Origin of the sequence: Cytobacillus sp. NJ13 (assembly GCA_030348385.1) — a bacterium.
Taxonomy (GTDB): Bacteria; Bacillota; Bacilli; order Bacillales; family Cytobacillaceae; genus Cytobacillus.
In genome coordinates, this window is the sequence record JAUCFP010000006.1 from 5,051,733 (window position 1) to 5,069,604 (window position 17,872).

The window sequence follows — 17,872 nt, forward strand, 5'->3', positions numbered from 1 at the left end:
TTTTTGTGCTGGCAGTCGTGTAAAAACGATTATTTATAAGTCTTTTAGGGGCTATTTTAAAAAATTTGCAAGACTTAAAAAACAGCTTAATAATGCACTGATGCAGACTTATTATGTTAAAATAAAGCTGAATGAACCTGGGGAAGAAGCGGCCAGGGGTACAGGAGGAACTATGAGCAAACGTATATCAATTGCAATTGACGGCCCAGCTGCTGCAGGGAAAAGTACAGTAGCAAAGATTGTGGCAGAAAAATTATCTTACATATATATTGATACTGGTGCCATGTATCGCGCCTTGACTTATAAAGCGATTCAGAAGAATGCAAGTCTTGAAGATGAAGCTTCTCTTATGGAGATTCTAAACAATTCAGTTATTGAACTGCAGCCAGGCGAAAAAGGGCAGTTAATTTATCTGGACGGGCAGGATGTGACAAATGAAATCAGGACTTCTGTAGTGACAAATTCTGTTTCTATAGTTTCCATGCATAAGCTGGTTAGAGAAGAAATGGTGTTGCGCCAGCAAAGCTTTGCTTTAAATGGAGGAGTGGTAATGGATGGACGGGATATCGGAACCCATGTCCTGCCCCATGCAGAAGTAAAGATTTTTCTTTTAGCCTCTGTCGATGAAAGAGCTGTAAGACGACATAACGAAAATATCCAGAAGGGATATCCATCTGATCTTGAGAAGCTGAAGGAAGAAATTTCTTTAAGGGACAAATTGGACTCTGAACGTGAAGTAGCTCCATTAAAGAAAGCAGATGATGCAATAGAGATTGATACAACTTCTTTGTCAATTGGACAGGTAGTCGATAAGATAATGGATCTGGCTATTGAAAGGATTGGTTCAAAGTGAATCTCTATTCTTTTGCCAAAGCAGCAGTCTATGGAGTCCTAAAACCCATATATAGATTTGAAGTAATTGGGAAGGAGAACTTTCCTGCTGAAGGGGGCGCCCTTTTATGCTCCAATCATATAGATAATCTCGACCCCCCGGTAGTCGGCATTAATGCTCCAAGGCCAGTTTATTTTATGGCAAAGGAGGAGCTTTTTAAAGTACCGGTCCTGGGGAAAATTCTTCCCGATCTAAACGCATTTCCTGTCAAGAGAGGAATGAGTGACAGGGAGGCATTAAGAAAAGGGCTTGGGATCTTAAAAGAAGGAAATGTTTTAGGGCTGTTTCCAGAGGGTACTAGAAGTAAAACGGGGCAGCTGGGGAAAGGGCTGGCGGGAGCAGGTTTTTTTGCTCTCAGGTCAGAAGCGCATGTCGTTCCCTGCGCCATTATTGGCCCCTATAAAGCTTTTTCAAAATTAAAAGTTGTTTACGGAAAACCAATTGATATGAAAGAGCTAAGGGAAAGAAAGGCTTCGGCGGAGGAAACCACCGAAATGATTATGTCAGAAATACGTAAATTAATTGAAGATTATTCATAGACCTTCTTGCTTGACAAAAAACTTCTTTTGTAAGAAGTTAGTAAAAAGGCATTTTTTAAAAAGGCGAAAATATTCGAAAAATAAGGCTGTCCTTTACTTTGAACTTCAAGAATTGTCTAGCGCAAGCAGCCTACCCCCTCGAGCTTGTCGGGGGCGGGCAAGGCGCTTGCGCTTTTCTTATGAGGGCAGAAAGAGACATTCAACAGCAGTTGAAAAATAGCCTGCAAAATAAATAGCCATTCGAGTATTTCTGCTGCTGACACAGGGTTCTTGCCTGGATGGCAGGCAGTTGAATACAGATTAAAAATTTGAAAGCAGCCATTGGATTAAGGAGGAATACATATGTCAGAGGAAATGAATCAAGTAGAAGTTAAAAATTTTGAGGTGGGTGACAAGGTAAAAGGCCAAGTTACCAAAGTTGAAGAAAAGCAAGTCATTGTAGACCTTGCTGACAGCAAACTGGATGGGATAATCCCAATCAGCGAGCTTTCAAGCCTTCATATTGAAAAAGCAGGCGATGCGGTTTCAGAAGGAGATGAGCTCGAGCTTGAAGTTTTAAAAGTGGAAGAAGAAGCCCTTATTCTTTCTAAACGAAAAGTTGATGCTGGGAAATCTTGGGAAACCCTCGAAAAGAAATTCAATGAGGGTGAAGTTTTTGAAGCAGAAATAAAAGATGTTGTTAAAGGCGGTTTAGTAGTAGACCTGGGTGTGCGCGGATTTGTTCCTGCTTCCCTGGTTGAAGCTCACTTTGTTGAGGACTTTACTGATTATAAAGGCAAAACGATGACATTTAAAATTGTAGAGCTTGATAAAGATAAAAATCGCCTGATTCTTTCTCACCGTGCTGTAATAGAGGAAGAAAAAGGAAAACAGAAACATCAAGTGCTTGAATCCCTTCAGGCAGGTCAGGTTTTGGATGGAACAGTTCAAAGAATTACTGACTTTGGAGCATTTGTTGATATCGGCGGGATTGATGGTCTTGTCCATATTTCCCAGCTTTCTTATGAGCATGTAGAGAAGCCTTCAGATGTTGTGGAAGAAGGCCAAAAAGTGAAAGTGAAAGTATTAAGTGTAGATCGGGACAATGAACGCATTTCACTTTCCATTAAGGAGACTTTGCCAGGGCCTTGGGATAATATCAGTGAAAAGGCTCCTAAAGGAAGCACTCTCGATGGAACAGTAAAAAGACTTGTTTCTTATGGAGCATTTGTGGAAGTTTTCCCAGGTGTAGAAGGACTTGTCCATATTTCTCAAATTGCGCATAAGCATATTGGAACTCCTCATGAAGTATTGAGCGAAGGACAGGAAGTAAAAGTAAAGGTTCTTGATGTGAACGAACAGGACCAGCGCCTTTCATTGAGCATCAAAGATCTTCTTGAAAAAGAACAGGAAGAAGTGACTGACTATGAACTTCCTGAAGAAAATAAAGGCTTCTCGCTTGGTGATATGATTGGCGACCAGCTAAAGAATTTAAAAAAGTAATGGTGATAAATTGTGTCTAGATCAAAACGTAAATGGGATCATATCCAGCATGCTTTGGCAACGGGCCAAAACAGCAATACCGGTTTAGAGGATATTGCATTTATTCATCAAAGTCTTCCTGATGCGTTTCTTGATCAGGCTGATTTAGGCACTTCAATTGGCGAACTTACATTAAGTTCGCCAATTTTTATAAATGCCATGACAGGGGGCGGAGGAGAAAGAACGGTTCAAATTAATCGGGATCTCGCCCTGGCTGCCAGATCAACAGGCCTTGCTATGGCAGTAGGATCTCAAATGTCTGCATTGAAGGATCCAAGTGAAGCAGAATCCTACAGGGTTGTCAGGAGAGAAAACCCCAGTGGAATTATCTTTGGCAACTTAGGCAGCGAAGCTACAATCGATCAGGCAAAAGCAGCGGTTGATATGATTGAAGCAGATGCATTGCAAATTCATTTAAATGTTGTCCAGGAATTGACCATGCCTGAAGGTGACCGTGATTTTCGGGGTGCCTTAAAAAGAATTGAAAATATCGTCTCCCATTCTGAAGTTCCAGTATTTGTAAAAGAAGTAGGATTTGGCATAAATAAAGAAACAGTTTCAATGCTTGCATCAGCCGGTGTTACAGCAATCGATATTGGCGGATTTGGCGGAACGAATTTCTCCCGCATAGAAAATGCAAGAAGAGAGAGACTTCTAACGTTTTTCAATGAGTGGGGAATCCCGACAGCTGTCTCCATTGCAGAAGCTGCATCTTTGGAAAAAGATATTGATGTCATAGCTTCGGGAGGCATCCAGACAAGCCATGAAATAGCTAAGGCAATTGCTCTTGGTGCAGGAGCTGCAGGGTTGGCGGGATACTTTTTGAAAGTTCTCATGAAAGAAGGACTTGAAGAACTCATTGAAGAGATTAACAATATGCATACCGAATTGAAAGTGATCATGACTGCCTTGGGGGCAGCAAACATCGCCCAGCTTCAGCAGGCTCCAATTATCATAACTGAAAGGACCCATCATTGGCTGAATGAACGTGGCATTGATACAAAAGCATATTCCCAGCGGATAATCCAAAAGTAAAGCTCTCGTCCAATGACGAGAGCTATTTTTTTGTCTTCAAAAGGAAGTAAATATTAAATTTTGGACATCGAAGACTGTCTAGCTCCACAAGGAACGCTTCGACAGCCTAATCATCGCACGATTAAAAGCGTAGCTTTTAAGAGGAGCGCCTGCCCCCTCGAGGTCACAAGCTTGACCAGTTTCGGCTCCTAGGGACGAAAGACTAGCCAATCCCTTCCAGAAGGAAAGAACACCTTCTTGCAGGGCTCGTCTTATGCTGGTCGTCCCTGGGCAGTCGCCTCCACATTTCGGGCAAGCCTCCCAAAAAGGCAAAAAACGCCTTTCCAGGAGGCTCGTCTTGTGCTTGAGGCCCACAGGACAAGGATGGCTTCGTCAGCATAAACATCGCACGACCAAAAGCGGCAGCTTTTGGGAGGATGTGGGTCATGCAGACGTTGCCACAGGACGTGGCGTTCTTAGTCTGCGTTCCTTTGGGAGCAAGGCGCTTCCGCTTTTCTTTTTTAACTGTATTTTGAATCATTCAAAGATCTGGCTTCTTCGGGGCTCTGCATCTTGGCAGCTCCAGGATAATGAAGTGCCTGGTCGCGATCGGATTCCACTTTTCCGCTATTTTTAAGCTTTTTTTCCTGTCTGTCTTTGCCCATATTAAACACCTCCATGTTATTAAGATGAAATGAGTGCAAAAGAATTATGCAAAAAGATAACTTTGATTCCAAAGGAATTATCCTTTTGAAGTTGAAGGGTTATTTTACATACAAAAAAGCCATAATGGAAATGATAGGAGGTAGAGTATGGAAGGATTAATTTTCTATTGGATTTCCTGGATGGTTTGGATTATGGCGACTTTTTTTATGGATCGAAATAATAAATACAGGTTTTTATTGTCTGCCTGGATTCTATTCTTCATTATTCTGTCACCCTGGACACTTAAAATCTTGAATGTTGAAACTAGTATCGGTGGCCTTTTTCTGCTTATATCTTTATATATTTTTGCTGGGAGATTAAAAAAACTGAGTAAATTTTATTTCCTTTTTTGTGCTTTCATCCTGATGATGGCCTATGTCACATTTCATCTGTTTGAACTGTTTGATCCGGTTTGGGTAATATTCTCCCGTAATTGGATGCTGTCAGTCCTTCTTGTTTATATGGCAGTTCTCCTGCAAAAAAACAGAATGCTCAGACTGCCGTTAGTATTGCTCGGGGGCATCCAGGGAGAAGTTCTTTATGCACTCATTCTTAAAAAATTTTCCTTTCCGTACACTATTGGATCATTGGCCTTTCTGGATATCATGGCAATCTCTGTTTCCATATCGGCCGTATGGATTGCAGTGCAATGGGGAGTCAAATATATTGAAGCCAACTTTAAACATTTCGAAAGGGAGAAACAAAAATTATCATGAGCGAATATACGTACCCGATACTTTTTGGTCTGGCAGCTGGAACTTTGACCCGTATTTATATGCTGCGGACCGATTACCGGCAATATCCTACATACTTGCATGGAAAGATTATACACGTTGCATTGGGTTTCATTGCTGCTGGCCTGGGAACGGTGGCCATTCCTTCAATAATGGAGGAAGAATTCACAGCCATTACCTTTCTGACCCTTGCTGCATCCCAGTTTAGGGAAGTCAGAAACATGGAGAGAAACACGCTTACTGAACTGGACAGCTACGAAATGGTTCCCAGAGGCAAAACGTATATAGAAGGCGTGGCGATCGCCTTCGAAAGCAGAAATTATCTTGTGATTTTCACATCTTTATTAAGTACGCTTGGCTATCTGGTTTTTAATATATGGGGAGGGCTTGCGGCAGCCATTCTGGCCGTACTTATTTCTAAGAAATTAATGTCAGGGGGAAGGCTGAAGGAAATCGTTGATGTTGAGTTTGTGGAGCCGCGATTTGATGGAGCGGGCCTGTATGTTGACAATATTTATATCATGAATATAGGTTTGCCCGAAAGACAAGAGGAAGTGCTGCGTTATGGAATGGGGTTTATTTTAAAACCTAAAAATTTCAATGCCCGCTCCACCATTGCCAATCTTGGGCAGAGGCAGGCTATATTGCATGATGTTTCTACTGCTTTGGGTGTTTACCGGGATTCCGGGACTCCTGCGCTTGTTCCGCTTGCGAAAAGGGACCTTGATGATGGGCGTGTAGGGGTTTTTGTATTGCCGCAGGAAAAGAATATCAATAAAGCCATAAAAATCATCGAAGCGGTTCCAACACTCGAAAACGCGATTAGGATGCCTACTGAACGGCAAACGAATGGGAAAGGAAGTTAGCGTATGGTGCTTGAAAAATTCATACTGGCTGCAATTACAACAAATCCATCCAAGGTACCATCAGGAACCGCCGTATTTCAATGTGAAGATAAAAAAGAAATGGAAATCATCGCAGCCAATCTTGAAGCTATTCTTGACGGTATAGCCCATGCTTTAACAGAAGAACTATATGTAATTGTTAAGCATTAATGAGGCTTCCAAGTTTTTATAAAATCAGAAATTATATCTCTGTACTTCGATAACTGTCTAGCTCCAGGCGCCATCGGCTCGAGGTCATAAGCTTGTCTAGTCTCGGCTCCTAGGGACTCGAGGTCATAAGCCGTTCCCTTCCAGAAGGAAAAACCACCTTCTTACAGGGACCGTCTTATGCTTGTCGTCCCTGGGCAGTCGCCTCAACATTTCTTCCTATCCGTCCAAAAGGTTAAAGAGCAACCTTTCAGCCGGCTCGTCTTATGCTTGAGGCCCACAGGACAAGGAAGGCTTCGTCAGCATAAACATCGCACGACCGAAAGCGACAGCTTTTGGGAGGATGTGGGTCATGCAGACGTTGCCACAGGACGTGGCGTTTTTAGTCTGCGTGCCTTCATTAAGCGGGCGCCTTCCGCTTTTCCTATTGCTAGGAAGGTTTCTCTTTGTTAAAATATCTAAGTTAGACCCTTCTATCTTTGAGAAGGGTTTATTTTATAAATGTACAGCTTTTGGATGGTTTTAACATCAATGTAGTGTTATTGTGGACAGCCATCTGTATGCTTACTTAAGGTAAAGGCATTTCTGAAACATAGATGGGATGTTTAAACAATTTAAGAATAAAGAATTGAAAGGGTGATGTTCATGGCAAAACCAGTGGTGGCTATTGTCGGGCGTCCTAACGTTGGAAAATCAACGATATTTAACAGAATTGTAGGAGAACGGATATCCATTGTCGAAGATATTCCGGGAGTGACAAGGGACAGGATATATAGTTCAGCAGAATGGCTGACTCATGATTTTAATATTATTGACACAGGCGGAATTGATATTGGAGACGAGCCATTTTTAGAGCAAATTCGCCTTCAGGCAGAAATTGCGATAGATGAAGCAGATGTCATCATTTTTCTTGTAAACGGGCGAGAGGGTGTTACCTCTGCAGACGAGGAAGTTGCCAAAATTTTATATAAAGCCAAAAAGCCTGTAGTACTTGGGGTAAATAAAATCGATAACCCTGAGATGCGGGATTTAATTTATGACTTTTATGCTCTTGGCTTTGGTGAACCATTTCCTATTTCAGGTTCTCATGGGCTTGGTCTTGGAGACTTGCTTGATGAAGCAGCCAAGCATTTCCCGAAACATGGCCAAACTGAATATGGAGAAGATGTCATTAAGTTTTCATTAATTGGGCGCCCAAATGTCGGGAAGTCCTCCCTTGTAAACGCAATGCTTGGCGAAGAACGGGTCATTGTCAGCAATATAGCAGGCACCACAAGAGATGCTATCGACTCAAAGGTGAAAGTTGACGGACAGGAATATGTCATCATCGATACTGCAGGAATGCGAAAAAAAGGGAAAGTCTATGAAACAACAGAAAAATACAGTGTACTGAGAGCTTTGCGGGCTATCGAACGCTCAGATGTTGTCTTAGTTGTCATCGATGGAGAAGAAGGAATCATCGAGCAGGACAAGCGCATTGCCGGTTATGCTCATGAAGCAGGCAGAGCTGTTGTTATTGTTGTCAATAAGTGGGATGCTGTTGAAAAAGATGAGAGAACGATGAAGGCTTTTGAACAAAATATCCGTGAGCATTTTCAATTCCTTGATTATGCACCAGTTGTTTTCCTTTCTGCTAAAACGAAAAAGCGTATTCATACCCTAATTCCAATGATTAACACAGCCAGTGAAAACCATGCTCTGCGTGTTGAAACAAGCGTCCTTAATGATGTCGTCATGGATGCTGTTGCGATGAATCCGACACCTACGGATAAAGGAAGACGCCTAAGAATTTATTATACAACACAGGTTGCTGTGAAGCCGCCGACATTTGTTGTGTTTGTTAATGATCCTGAACTTCTTCATTTTTCATATGAACGTTTCCTGGAAAACAGAATTAGAGACGCTTTTGGTTTTGAAGGCACACCTATTAAGATATTTGCAAGGGAAAGAAAATAATGCGATGACGCCAGCCAGAAAGCTTTATTGTTGTCTGGCAGGGAAAATCGGATGAATTTTTGATGCATCCAAATACATTAAAAGGCAGTGATCAAATGGAGCGGAAAAAAGAAAGTGTAGCTGTAGCAGGTGCCGGCAGCTGGGGGACTGCCCTGGCTATGGTGCTTGCGGATAATGGGCATGACGTCAGACTGTGGGGCCACAATCCTGATCAAATAGAGGAAATCAATAAGCAGCATATGAATCAAAAATATTTATCAGGGATACATCTGCCTGAAGGAATAAGAGGATACACTTCGCTTGAAGAGGCTTTAACCGGAACAGACACTTTGATTTTGGCAGTGCCGACAAAGGCCATTCGTGAAGTAATCGGCAAGATCAAGGGAATTAGAAAAGAGCCCCTTACCATTGTACATGTAAGTAAAGGCATTGAACCTGATTCACTTCTCCGGATTTCTGAAATGATTGAAGAAGAAATGCCAGGAAATCTTCTGGATAGTGTAGTGGTACTCTCTGGCCCAAGCCATGCAGAAGAAGTTAGTCTGCGGCATCCAACTACTGTTACGGTATCATCAAAAAATATGGACTCTGCCGAAAAAATTCAGGATTTGTTTATCAATAACAATTTCAGAGTATATACAAACCCGGATATCATTGGAGTGGAAATTGGCGGTGCTTTAAAAAATATTATTGCCCTTGCAGCTGGAATTACAGATGGTTTAGGTTATGGAGACAATGCAAAGGCAGCCCTGATAACCAGAGGTCTTGCTGAAATTGCCCGTCTCGGTATGAAGATGGGGGCAAGCCCGCTTACTTTCTCCGGATTAGCGGGAATCGGTGATTTGATCGTTACATGCACTTCTGTCCATTCACGCAATTGGCGGGCAGGCAACCTTCTTGGAAAGGGCCATAATCTGCAGGAAGTCCTTGATAATATGGGCATGGTGGTAGAGGGAGTCAGGACAACAAAGGCAGCACATCAGCTGGCTCAAAAATATGACGTAAAAATGCCGATTACCACTGTCCTGTATGATGTTCTTTTTAATAATGTTAATGCGAAGGATGCTGTAGATCTTCTGATGGCAAGAGGAAAAACACATGAGATGGAAGATCTTGCGAACGTTTTGGAAGATCAAAGCGGGAGTAAAAAGAACTGAAATGTTTATTAATTGAAAAATATAGGCATTAGATGATGCGAGACAGCAGGTTCCTGCATACAATGCAACGAAGCAAACTAGTGTAATGAACAGGGTGCTGGGTTATTTAGTCAAATGGCTGAGGTAAAGAATTGCCCCTTCTTTGCCTCAGTTTTTTTGTGCTTAATTTTTTTCGTAATGAAAAGCTTTTAGATTTATTCATTTAATATGTTATAATACATTTCGGAAAAGGGAGTTGATTTGTATGTCGCCGGCTTTAATGAAAATGTGGATATCCCTTGCTTCAATGGGATTTATGTTTTTATCTATAATATTAATTTATCTTAGCCGCTACAAGCTGAAAGCTGGAGTTTTTAAGGTTATAACAGCCATTGTTGCCTACTTTTTAATGATAATAAGCGGGATTATTATAGTGATTGTCGTGTTCAGCGGTCCGACAAGCAGCTAGCACTTTTACATAAAGGGTTGATTAAATGAAAAAAGCTTTTAATATGTTTTTGCTTTTGTTGAGCGGTGCTTTTATTCTGACGGGCTGTATGTATCCTGAAGAGAAATTATCGCAAAATCAGATAGCCTACAAGGATCAGCTCCAGTCTGTCCAGTCGGCAGTGGACCAATATCAGGAAGCAAATGGAGGCCTTCTGCCGATTAAAACCAAGGATCAGACAACCCCTATTTATCAAAAGTATCCAATTGACTTTAAGAAAATTGCCCCGGAATATATGGCAGAGCCGCCTGGGAATGCCTTTGAATCAGGCGGAGTTTTTCAATATGTGATCGTTGATGCTGAAACAGATCCGAAAGTGAAGATTTTTGATTTAAGAATTGCTGAAACCATTAGAGATATTAACCTGAGGGTTAAGGCTCATGGGTTCCCGCCATATAAAGAGCAGATTGCTGAAAATGTCTTTACAATGGATTTCAAAAAGTTAGGGTTTAAGGAAGAACCTAAAGCCCTCAGTCCATACAGCGGCCAGAGCCTCCCGTATGTCGTTACCGGCAATGCAGAGGTATATGTGGATTATCGGGCTGATTTATATCAGGCATTGGAAAATAAGGAAAACAAGCCTAAACCTGGAGAAGATATTAGAGATCTTCTTGTGGAGGATTCTGATTTTGTTCCCGCCTATTCTCTGCCTTATACAATTGATCCAGGCACGAATGATCCAATCTTTTTGGTGAAATAGTCATAACCCTTCTCCTGCAAAATATATTGTAGGAGAAGGGTTATTTTTTTATATATTTTTATAACCACTCTTCAACTATTGACTATAAGCATAAAGGCAAAGAAATAAAGAAGTAAGGGGAGATAGTAAATAAAAAAGGAATTTTGGAATGGCCAGCTGTCCATTTCATACTGTCATAGGATTGGAGATTTCCAGCTGGGCTGGCAGGTGCAATGTACATTCCTGATAGGGGGTAAAAATTTTAAAAAACTGTCATAACAATGTAGGACAACATCATACACATATAATGTCCAAACATAATAGATAGGATAATATTATCCCATTAACTCAAGATTTCAGGAGGGGATCACTTGGAAAAGGTTGATATTTTTAAAGATATTGCCGAAAGAACTGGCGGCGATATATATTTTGGAGTAGTTGGTGCAGTTCGCACAGGCAAATCTACATTTATAAAAAAGTTTATGGAACTAGTTGTACTGCCAAATATGGAGAACGAAGCAGAACGTGCCCGCACTCAGGATGAGCTTCCTCAAAGTGCTGCCGGCAAGACAATTATGACAACGGAACCGAAATTTGTCCCTAACCAGGCTGCTACAGTACATGTTGCAGAAGGGCTGAATGTAAATATCAGGCTCGTGGACTGTGTGGGATATACAGTACCGGGGGCGAAAGGCTATGAAGACGAAAACGGCCCTAGAATGATCAATACACCTTGGTATGAAGAGCCGATTCCTTTTCATGAAGCTGCTGAAATAGGAACAAGAAAGGTGATTCAGGAGCATTCAACTATCGGAGTGGTGATTACAACTGACGGAACAATTGGAGAAATCCCGCGGGCGAATTACCTGGAAGCCGAAGAAAGGGTTATTGCGGAGTTAAAAGAAGTTGGCAAGCCATTTATCATGATCATTAACAGTGTCCAGCCTCACCACCCAAATACGGATGCACTGAGAAATGATCTCGCTGAAAAATACGATATCCCTGTCCTGGCCATGAGTGTTGAGGGCATGAGGGAATCAGATGTACTAAACGTTATGCGTGAAGCTCTTTATGAGTTCCCGGTACTGGAAGTCAATGTAAATCTTCCGAGCTGGGTAATGGTGCTGCATGAAGATCACTGGCTTCGTGAAAGCTATCAGGAAGCTGTTAAAGAAACGGTTAAGGATATAAAGAGGCTAAGAGATGTCGACCGTGTGGTCCATCAATTCAGCGACTTTGAATTCATTGACCGGGCAGGCCTTGCAGGAATTGAAATGGGGCAGGGAGTAGCCGAAATTGACTTATATGCGCCAGACGATCTTTATGATGAGGTCCTTAAAGAGATAGTGGGTGTTGAAATCCGCGGAAAAGACCACTTGCTCGAGCTCATGCAGGAATTTGCCCATGCTAAAGCAGAGTATGACCAAATTTCCGATGCGCTGAGAATGGTGAAGCAAACCGGATACGGCATTGCTGCTCCTTCGCTTGCTGATATGAGCCTCGATGAACCGGAGATTACACGCCATGGATCTCGTTTTGGTGTAAGACTAAAAGCCGTTGCTCCATCCATTCATATGATTAAAGTAGATGTGGAATCTGAATTCTCACCTATCATCGGAACAGAAAAGCAAAGTGAAGAACTGGTCCGCTACCTGATGCAGGACTTTGAAGACGATCCGCTTTCAATCTGGAATTCCGACATCTTTGGACGCAGCCTAAGCTCCATCGTAAGAGAAGGAATTCAGGCCAAACTCTCCCTAATGCCTGAAAATGCAAGATACAAATTGAAAGAAACATTAGAAAGAATCATCAACGAAGGCTCTGGCGGATTAATTGCGATAATTCTTTAATGAAGGCTCCTTTTGGAGTCTTTTTTTATTTTTTACCCTGCGGTATCCATAATAGTGTTTTAAAACGCTCCATTAGGGTAATAAAAACAGGTCAACTTATTACAAATATGTTGCAAAGAAGAAAAGATTCCCATTAAATCATGAAATATTCTTGATAACAGCATTTGATTGTGATAATCTTTTAACAGAATTACCGTTATGGCGGCCGAAACCCTTATATTTAAAGGGTTTATAATGATTTTTGGATTGAAAAATTTCAATTTATCATTTATTATAGGGCTTGTTAAACAAAAAAACGCCATAACGTATAGAATTCAGTAATTTTGTTTACAAATGTATGTAAGGAATCTTATTTTACTGGGTTTTATCCATATTTGGGAGGAGGTGAAAGGCATGAACAAAACAGAACTAATTAACGCAGTTGCTGAAGCTGGCGAACTTTCTAAAAAAGACGCGACTAAAGCAGTTGATGCTGTTTTCGATACAATCCTTGATGCTTTGAAAAATGGTGATAAGGTACAACTAATCGGTTTCGGAAACTTTGAAGTTCGCGAGCGTGCTGCCCGTAAAGGACGCAACCCGCAAACTGGCGAAGAAATCGAAATCGCTGCAAGCAAAGTTCCTGCTTTCAAACCAGGTAAAGCGCTTAAAGATGCAGTTAAATAATCTACATACAAGTGCTTAAAGCTTATGCTTGAGCTAAAAACCGCGAATATTCGCGGTTTTTTCTTTTTTATCCGATCTGAAATCGCGCTGACCCCAGGGGAAAGAGCTGTTTATTTATATTAGTGAAAAACACGGAAGTTTCGTTTTGCCTGAATGAAAGGGTTATGCTAATATGAACATATTATTACCACAGTGTTAATACATAGGAGGCATAATTATGGCAGAAGTAAATCGTGCCCAGATAGAAGATGCGGTGCGTTTAATATTAGAGGCAATCGGTGAAGACCCGAATCGTGAAGGACTTATGGATACGCCAAAGCGAGTCGCAAAAATGTATGAAGAAGTTTTTATGGGGCTTAACCAGGATCCTAAAGAATACTTTGAAACAGTATTTGGAGAAGATCATGAAGAACTTGTTTTAGTTAAAGATATTCCATTTTACTCTATGTGTGAACATCACCTTGTGCCTTTTTTTGGTGTTGCTCATGTAGCTTACATCCCGAGGGGCGGCAGAGTTACAGGGTTAAGCAAACTTGCCAGAGCGGTAGAGGCAGTTGCAAAGCGTCCTCAGCTTCAGGAACGCATTACATCTACTGTAGCAAATTCTATCCTGGAAAAGCTTGAGCCCCATGGTGTAATGGTCATTGTAGAAGCGGAACATATGTGCATGACAATGCGCGGTGTTAAAAAACCTGGTTCAAAAACGGTGACATCAGCAGTAAGAGGCGTGTTTGCAGAGGATGCAAGAGCACGGGCTGAAGTCCTTTCGCTGATTAAACAATAAAAATTAGAGCTCTGTTAATGGTGAGTTCAGGCTATAAATTGGTCAAAGGCTGAAAGATAAAACTTTTAGCCTTTTTTTGTAAGTAATTATCAAAATGAACAATATTAAGCAAAGGATGGTATGAATGGAAAAGAAAAGTCCATCAGGAAATGATTATATTGTGATAAAAGCCAAAGAAGACGGTGTTAATGTCATAGGGTTAACAAGAGGCTCTGATACAAGATTCCACCATTCAGAAAAACTTGACCAGGGAGAGGTAATGATTGCACAATTTACAGAGCATACTTCTGCGATTAAGATCCGGGGGAATGCAAGAATAATGACAAGCTACGGGGAACTTGAAAGTGAGGCTAAAAAATAGCTTTCCCTTTGAATAGAAGGATAGGATATTTTCACAAGAGAATGTCCTGACATGTTCCTGTAATTTATGATATAATTGTCTCTGCTTGATTATTTCTCTTGAATACAAGATACCGGGGAAAAGGCTTTTTTTTGCCTGTTTTCATTTAATAGTAATCAATGAATTGGCTAAAAATAGATAAGATGTATAAGGACAATATGTGCCCGATCTCTTTGTCGCAGTATTCACATGGAGAAATCGCGGCTATGAAAAAAGAAAACTAAGGGGAAACAAGGGTGATGGCATGCATGATGTGAAGATTAAATTAGCAGATGTTAAAGAACAGATTGAGAAAAAAGTTAACCACCCTTATCTGCTCAGGTATATTGATTCTCCTGTTATTGATGAAGACAAGCTTCTGCTTCTAATCTCTTTCCTGGATGATGTGGAAATACCCGACTCAAAAGCAGAAAAATATGCAGTAACTGCAATGCTTATCCAAATCGCCCTTGATACCCATGAACTTGTTAAGAACGATGAATCTGAAGACAAAGGTCTTAAACATAGACAGCTTACTGTACTTGCAGGTGTTTATTACAGCGGTTTATATTACAAGATTCTCGCAGCTTTTGATGATATCCGAATGATCAGGGCCTTCGCAGATGGGATAAAAGATGTGAATGAGCATAAAATTTCTCTATATCAGAAGTCTCCTGATGCAGTTGACAGCCTGATGAATTCAGTCAAAAAAGTTGAGGCGTCACTTTTTGAAAAACTGGCTGATGCATTCAGCAAGGCAGCTTGGAAAGAGGTAATATCCAATCTTTTATTCATCAAGCGCCTGATTGCAGAGAAGCAGCAGTTCATAAAGGAAGGCACCTCAGTTGTTTTTGAAGCCCTTAAAAAGCTGACTTTCCCAAAAGTGAAAGACATGTCTGCGGAGCAGCGGAGATATCTGATTCTCATTTGTGACAGATATATTGATTTTTCAAGGAATTTGGTTGATCAATCCCTGAGGAAATTTCCTCTTGCAAATGAATTATTAGAGCAGCGTATTCACAGCATTTTCAATAATAGTCAGTCTGTGGCTAAAACTTTTGTGGAAGAAGGATAAAATATGCAGCAATCAAAAGAAGAACGTGTTCATAGCGTATTTGAAAAGATTTATGGCAACTACGATAAAATGAATTCAGTCATCAGCTTTCAGCAGCACTTAAGATGGCGCAAAGATACAATGAAAAAGATGAATGTTCAAAAGGGTTCAAAAGCTCTTGATGTATGCTGCGGTACAGCCGATTGGTCCATAGCCCTTGCTGAAGCCGTAGGAGAAAGCGGTAAAGTAATAGGTTTGGATTTCAGTAAAAATATGCTGAAAATCGGCGAGGGAAAAATTAAGGATCGGAAACTGAAGCAAGTGGAGCTTGTGCATGGAAATGCAATGGAGCTTCCTTTTGCGGACAATTCCTTCGATTATGTTACAATCGGTTTTGGTTTGCGCAATGTTCCGGATTATCTGCAGGTATTAAAAGAAATGCACCGTGTTGCAAAGCCTGGCGGTATAGCAGTGTGTCTGGAGACTTCTCAGCCAACTCTGTTCGGATACAAGCAGGCTTATTATTTCTACTTCCGTTTTATCATGCCTATGTTTGGCAAGCTTTTTGCCAAAAGCTTTAATGAATATTCCTGGCTGCAGGAATCAGCCAGAGACTTTCCTGGGATGAAAGAACTTGAAGGAATGTTTGAGGAAGCAGGCTTTAAGAATGTCACATTTAAGCCTTATAGCGGCGGTGTGGCTGCAGTACACATTGGAACGAAATAAAAATAATAACTTGTTCTGTATGTTTCTCATCGAATGATAGAGAATAGATCAGACGGGATCGATAAGCTGGGTGAGTAAGCAAATGAAATTGAAAATGATGTATTCATTTTTAAATTCAGATTTAACTGTTATAGAGAACGAGCTTGAGGAGACGATTAAAGCTGAGTCTCCTCTATTGCATCAGGCTTCCCTGCATCTGCTGCAGGCCGGGGGGAAAAGAATCCGCCCAGTTTTCGTTTTGCTTGCTGCGAAGTTCGGAGAGTACGATATTAATAAAATTAAAAACGTAGCGGTATCACTGGAGCTTATCCATATGGCGTCGCTTGTCCATGATGATGTTATTGATGATGCAGAATTGCGCCGTGGTCAGCCTACCATTAAAGCAAAATGGGATAATAAGATTGCCATGTATACTGGTGATTATATTTTTGCGCGTGCCTTGGAGTTAATAACCAATGTGGAAAGTCCGCATGCTCACAAAATTCTATCTCATACACTTGTGGAACTGTGCATAGGTGAAATTGAGCAAATTAAAGATAAGTATAATTATGACCAGAATATTAGGACATATTTCCGGAGAATTAAAAGGAAAACAGCCATGCTTATTGCCGTTAGCTGTCAGCTTGGCAGCATTGCGGCTAATGTAGATGAAGATATACATAAAAAGCTTTTTAAATTCGGCTATTTTGTGGGAATGTCCTATCAAATTATTGACGATGTCCTGGATTTTGTCGGTACAGAAAAAGAGCTTGGCAAGCCGGCAGGAGGAGATCTCCATCAGGGTAACATTACACTCCCTGCTTTATTTGCAATGGAGGACAGCATCATCTGTGATCAGATCAGCAGAGTCCACGAAGGAACTGAACGAAGTGATATAGAGAAAATAATTGCCTTGGTCAAAGACTCCGGTGCAATTGAAAAATCTCTGCAAATTAGTGATAAATATCTGCAAAAAGCTTTGGGGGTTCTTGAAGAGCTGCCTCCTTCCAGGTCAAAGAAAGCTTTGCGGGATATTGCAAAATTTATAGGCAAAAGAAAATTTTAATCCTCACAATAAATTGCCAGCACTCTTCCGGGTGCCGGTAATTTATGTTTATGAGGAAATTTTAAATTAAAAGCGCTTTCAAATTTCTGTTGCTAAATTTTCAAAACAATGTTAATATTTTCGTGGATTAACATAAATCACTATACATAAGTTTTAGGAGTGGAATTCAATGGAAAGAACATTTTTAATGGTTAAACCAGACGGAGTACAGCGCAATCTAATCGGGGAAATCGTTTCCCGTTTCGAAAAGAAAGGCTTTCAGCTTATAGGCGGCAAGCTAATGAGCATTAGCCAGGAACTTGCTGAAGAGCATTATGGAGAGCACAAAGAGCGTCCATTCTTCGGAGAACTTGTTGACTTTATTACGTCCGGACCAGTATTCGCAATGGTTTGGGAAGGTGAAAATGTTATCGCTACAGCTCGTCAGATGATGGGTTCAACAAATCCTAAAGATGCTGCTCCTGGAACAATCCGCGGAGATTTCGGCATTACAGTTGGAAAAAATGTAATCCATGGATCAGATTCACCGGCAAGTGCAGAACGTGAAATCGGCCTTTTCTTCAAAGAGGAAGAAAAAGTGGAATACAAAAAACTAATGAATGAATGGATTAACTAATATTCAAAAAAGTACT

Annotated in this window: 20 protein-coding genes; 19 read left to right on the forward strand and 1 reads right to left on the reverse strand. The window is 41.0% G+C overall.

Annotation, left to right across the window (positions count from 1 at the left end; translation table 11 throughout):
- Positions 1-172: 172 nt before the first annotated feature.
- From cmk to fni, 4 genes are all read left to right on the forward strand, one after another.
- On the forward strand, positions 173-853 hold the full coding sequence (gene cmk / locus QUF73_25000) for a (d)CMP kinase (protein ID MDM5229373.1): 681 nt from the start codon (positions 173-175) through the stop codon (positions 851-853).
- Entirely contained in the window at positions 850-1,431 is a 582-nt protein-coding gene (locus tag QUF73_25005) for a lysophospholipid acyltransferase family protein (protein ID MDM5229374.1), read from the forward strand. Before cmk ends, QUF73_25005 begins: the two co-directional genes overlap by 4 nt.
- A gap of 342 nt (positions 1,432-1,773) precedes the next feature.
- Positions 1,774-2,913, forward strand: a complete 1,140-nt coding sequence (gene rpsA / locus QUF73_25010) for a 30S ribosomal protein S1 (GenBank protein MDM5229375.1) — start codon at positions 1,774-1,776, stop codon at positions 2,911-2,913.
- A 12-nt stretch (positions 2,914-2,925) separates the two neighbouring features.
- Entirely contained in the window at positions 2,926-3,987 is a 1,062-nt protein-coding gene (gene fni / locus QUF73_25015; GenBank protein ID MDM5229376.1) for a type 2 isopentenyl-diphosphate Delta-isomerase, read from the forward strand.
- Positions 3,988-4,487: 500 nt separating this feature from the next.
- Here the strand turns inward: fni and QUF73_25020 are convergent, their stop codons facing one another.
- Complete coding sequence (locus QUF73_25020) at positions 4,488-4,631, reverse strand: YpzI family protein (GenBank protein MDM5229377.1); 144 nt, start codon at positions 4,629-4,631, stop codon at positions 4,488-4,490.
- Positions 4,632-4,778: 147 nt separating this feature from the next.
- Here QUF73_25020 and QUF73_25025 point away from each other — a divergent pair, with 147 nt between their 5' ends.
- From QUF73_25025 to ndk, 15 genes are all read left to right on the forward strand, one after another.
- Entirely contained in the window at positions 4,779-5,387 is a 609-nt protein-coding gene (locus QUF73_25025; GenBank protein MDM5229378.1) for a hypothetical protein, read from the forward strand.
- Entirely contained in the window at positions 5,384-6,271 is an 888-nt protein-coding gene (locus QUF73_25030) for a YIEGIA family protein (GenBank protein MDM5229379.1), read from the forward strand. The genes QUF73_25025 and QUF73_25030 overlap by 4 nt, the downstream gene beginning before the upstream one ends.
- Before the next feature lie 3 nt (positions 6,272-6,274).
- Complete coding sequence (locus QUF73_25035) at positions 6,275-6,460, forward strand: hypothetical protein (GenBank protein ID MDM5229380.1); 186 nt, start codon at positions 6,275-6,277, stop codon at positions 6,458-6,460.
- 642 nt (positions 6,461-7,102) lie between these two features.
- A complete protein-coding gene (der, locus tag QUF73_25040; GenBank protein ID MDM5229381.1) occupies positions 7,103-8,413 on the forward strand; it encodes a ribosome biogenesis GTPase Der in 1,311 nt (436 codons plus the stop codon).
- 95 nt (positions 8,414-8,508) lie between these two features.
- Positions 8,509-9,570, forward strand: a complete 1,062-nt coding sequence (locus QUF73_25045) for an NAD(P)H-dependent glycerol-3-phosphate dehydrogenase (protein ID MDM5229382.1) — start codon at positions 8,509-8,511, stop codon at positions 9,568-9,570.
- Positions 9,571-9,814: 244 nt separating this feature from the next.
- Positions 9,815-10,018 carry a DUF2768 domain-containing protein gene (locus tag QUF73_25050; GenBank protein MDM5229383.1) on the forward strand — a complete coding sequence of 68 codons (204 nt, stop codon included), beginning with the start codon at positions 9,815-9,817 and terminating at the stop codon, positions 10,016-10,018.
- 25 nt (positions 10,019-10,043) lie between these two features.
- Positions 10,044-10,757 carry a hypothetical protein gene (locus QUF73_25055; GenBank protein ID MDM5229384.1) on the forward strand — a complete coding sequence of 238 codons (714 nt, stop codon included), beginning with the start codon at positions 10,044-10,046 and terminating at the stop codon, positions 10,755-10,757.
- A gap of 350 nt (positions 10,758-11,107) precedes the next feature.
- Positions 11,108-12,586: a stage IV sporulation protein A gene (gene spoIVA / locus QUF73_25060; protein MDM5229385.1), complete on the forward strand. Its 1,479-nt coding sequence runs from the start codon at positions 11,108-11,110 to the stop codon at positions 12,584-12,586.
- A gap of 393 nt (positions 12,587-12,979) precedes the next feature.
- On the forward strand, positions 12,980-13,252 hold the full coding sequence (hbs, locus tag QUF73_25065) for a non-specific DNA-binding protein Hbs (protein MDM5229386.1): 273 nt from the start codon (positions 12,980-12,982) through the stop codon (positions 13,250-13,252).
- A gap of 217 nt (positions 13,253-13,469) precedes the next feature.
- Positions 13,470-14,036, forward strand: a complete 567-nt coding sequence (gene folE / locus QUF73_25070) for a GTP cyclohydrolase I FolE (protein MDM5229387.1) — start codon at positions 13,470-13,472, stop codon at positions 14,034-14,036.
- A 124-nt stretch (positions 14,037-14,160) separates the two neighbouring features.
- On the forward strand, positions 14,161-14,397 hold the full coding sequence (gene mtrB, locus QUF73_25075) for a trp RNA-binding attenuation protein MtrB (GenBank protein ID MDM5229388.1): 237 nt from the start codon (positions 14,161-14,163) through the stop codon (positions 14,395-14,397).
- Between the two features lie 283 nt (positions 14,398-14,680).
- Positions 14,681-15,490, forward strand: a complete 810-nt coding sequence (locus QUF73_25080) for a heptaprenyl diphosphate synthase component 1 (GenBank protein ID MDM5229389.1) — start codon at positions 14,681-14,683, stop codon at positions 15,488-15,490.
- 3 nt (positions 15,491-15,493) lie between these two features.
- Positions 15,494-16,195, forward strand: a complete 702-nt coding sequence (gene menG, locus QUF73_25085) for a demethylmenaquinone methyltransferase (GenBank protein ID MDM5229390.1) — start codon at positions 15,494-15,496, stop codon at positions 16,193-16,195.
- An 82-nt stretch (positions 16,196-16,277) separates the two neighbouring features.
- Entirely contained in the window at positions 16,278-17,240 is a 963-nt protein-coding gene (gene hepT / locus QUF73_25090) for a heptaprenyl diphosphate synthase component II (GenBank protein MDM5229391.1), read from the forward strand.
- Between the two features lie 169 nt (positions 17,241-17,409).
- The gene (gene ndk, locus QUF73_25095; protein MDM5229392.1) at positions 17,410-17,856 is read left to right on the forward strand and encodes a nucleoside-diphosphate kinase; all 447 of its coding nucleotides are present in this window, start codon (positions 17,410-17,412) and stop codon (positions 17,854-17,856) included.
- Positions 17,857-17,872 lie beyond the last annotated feature (16 nt).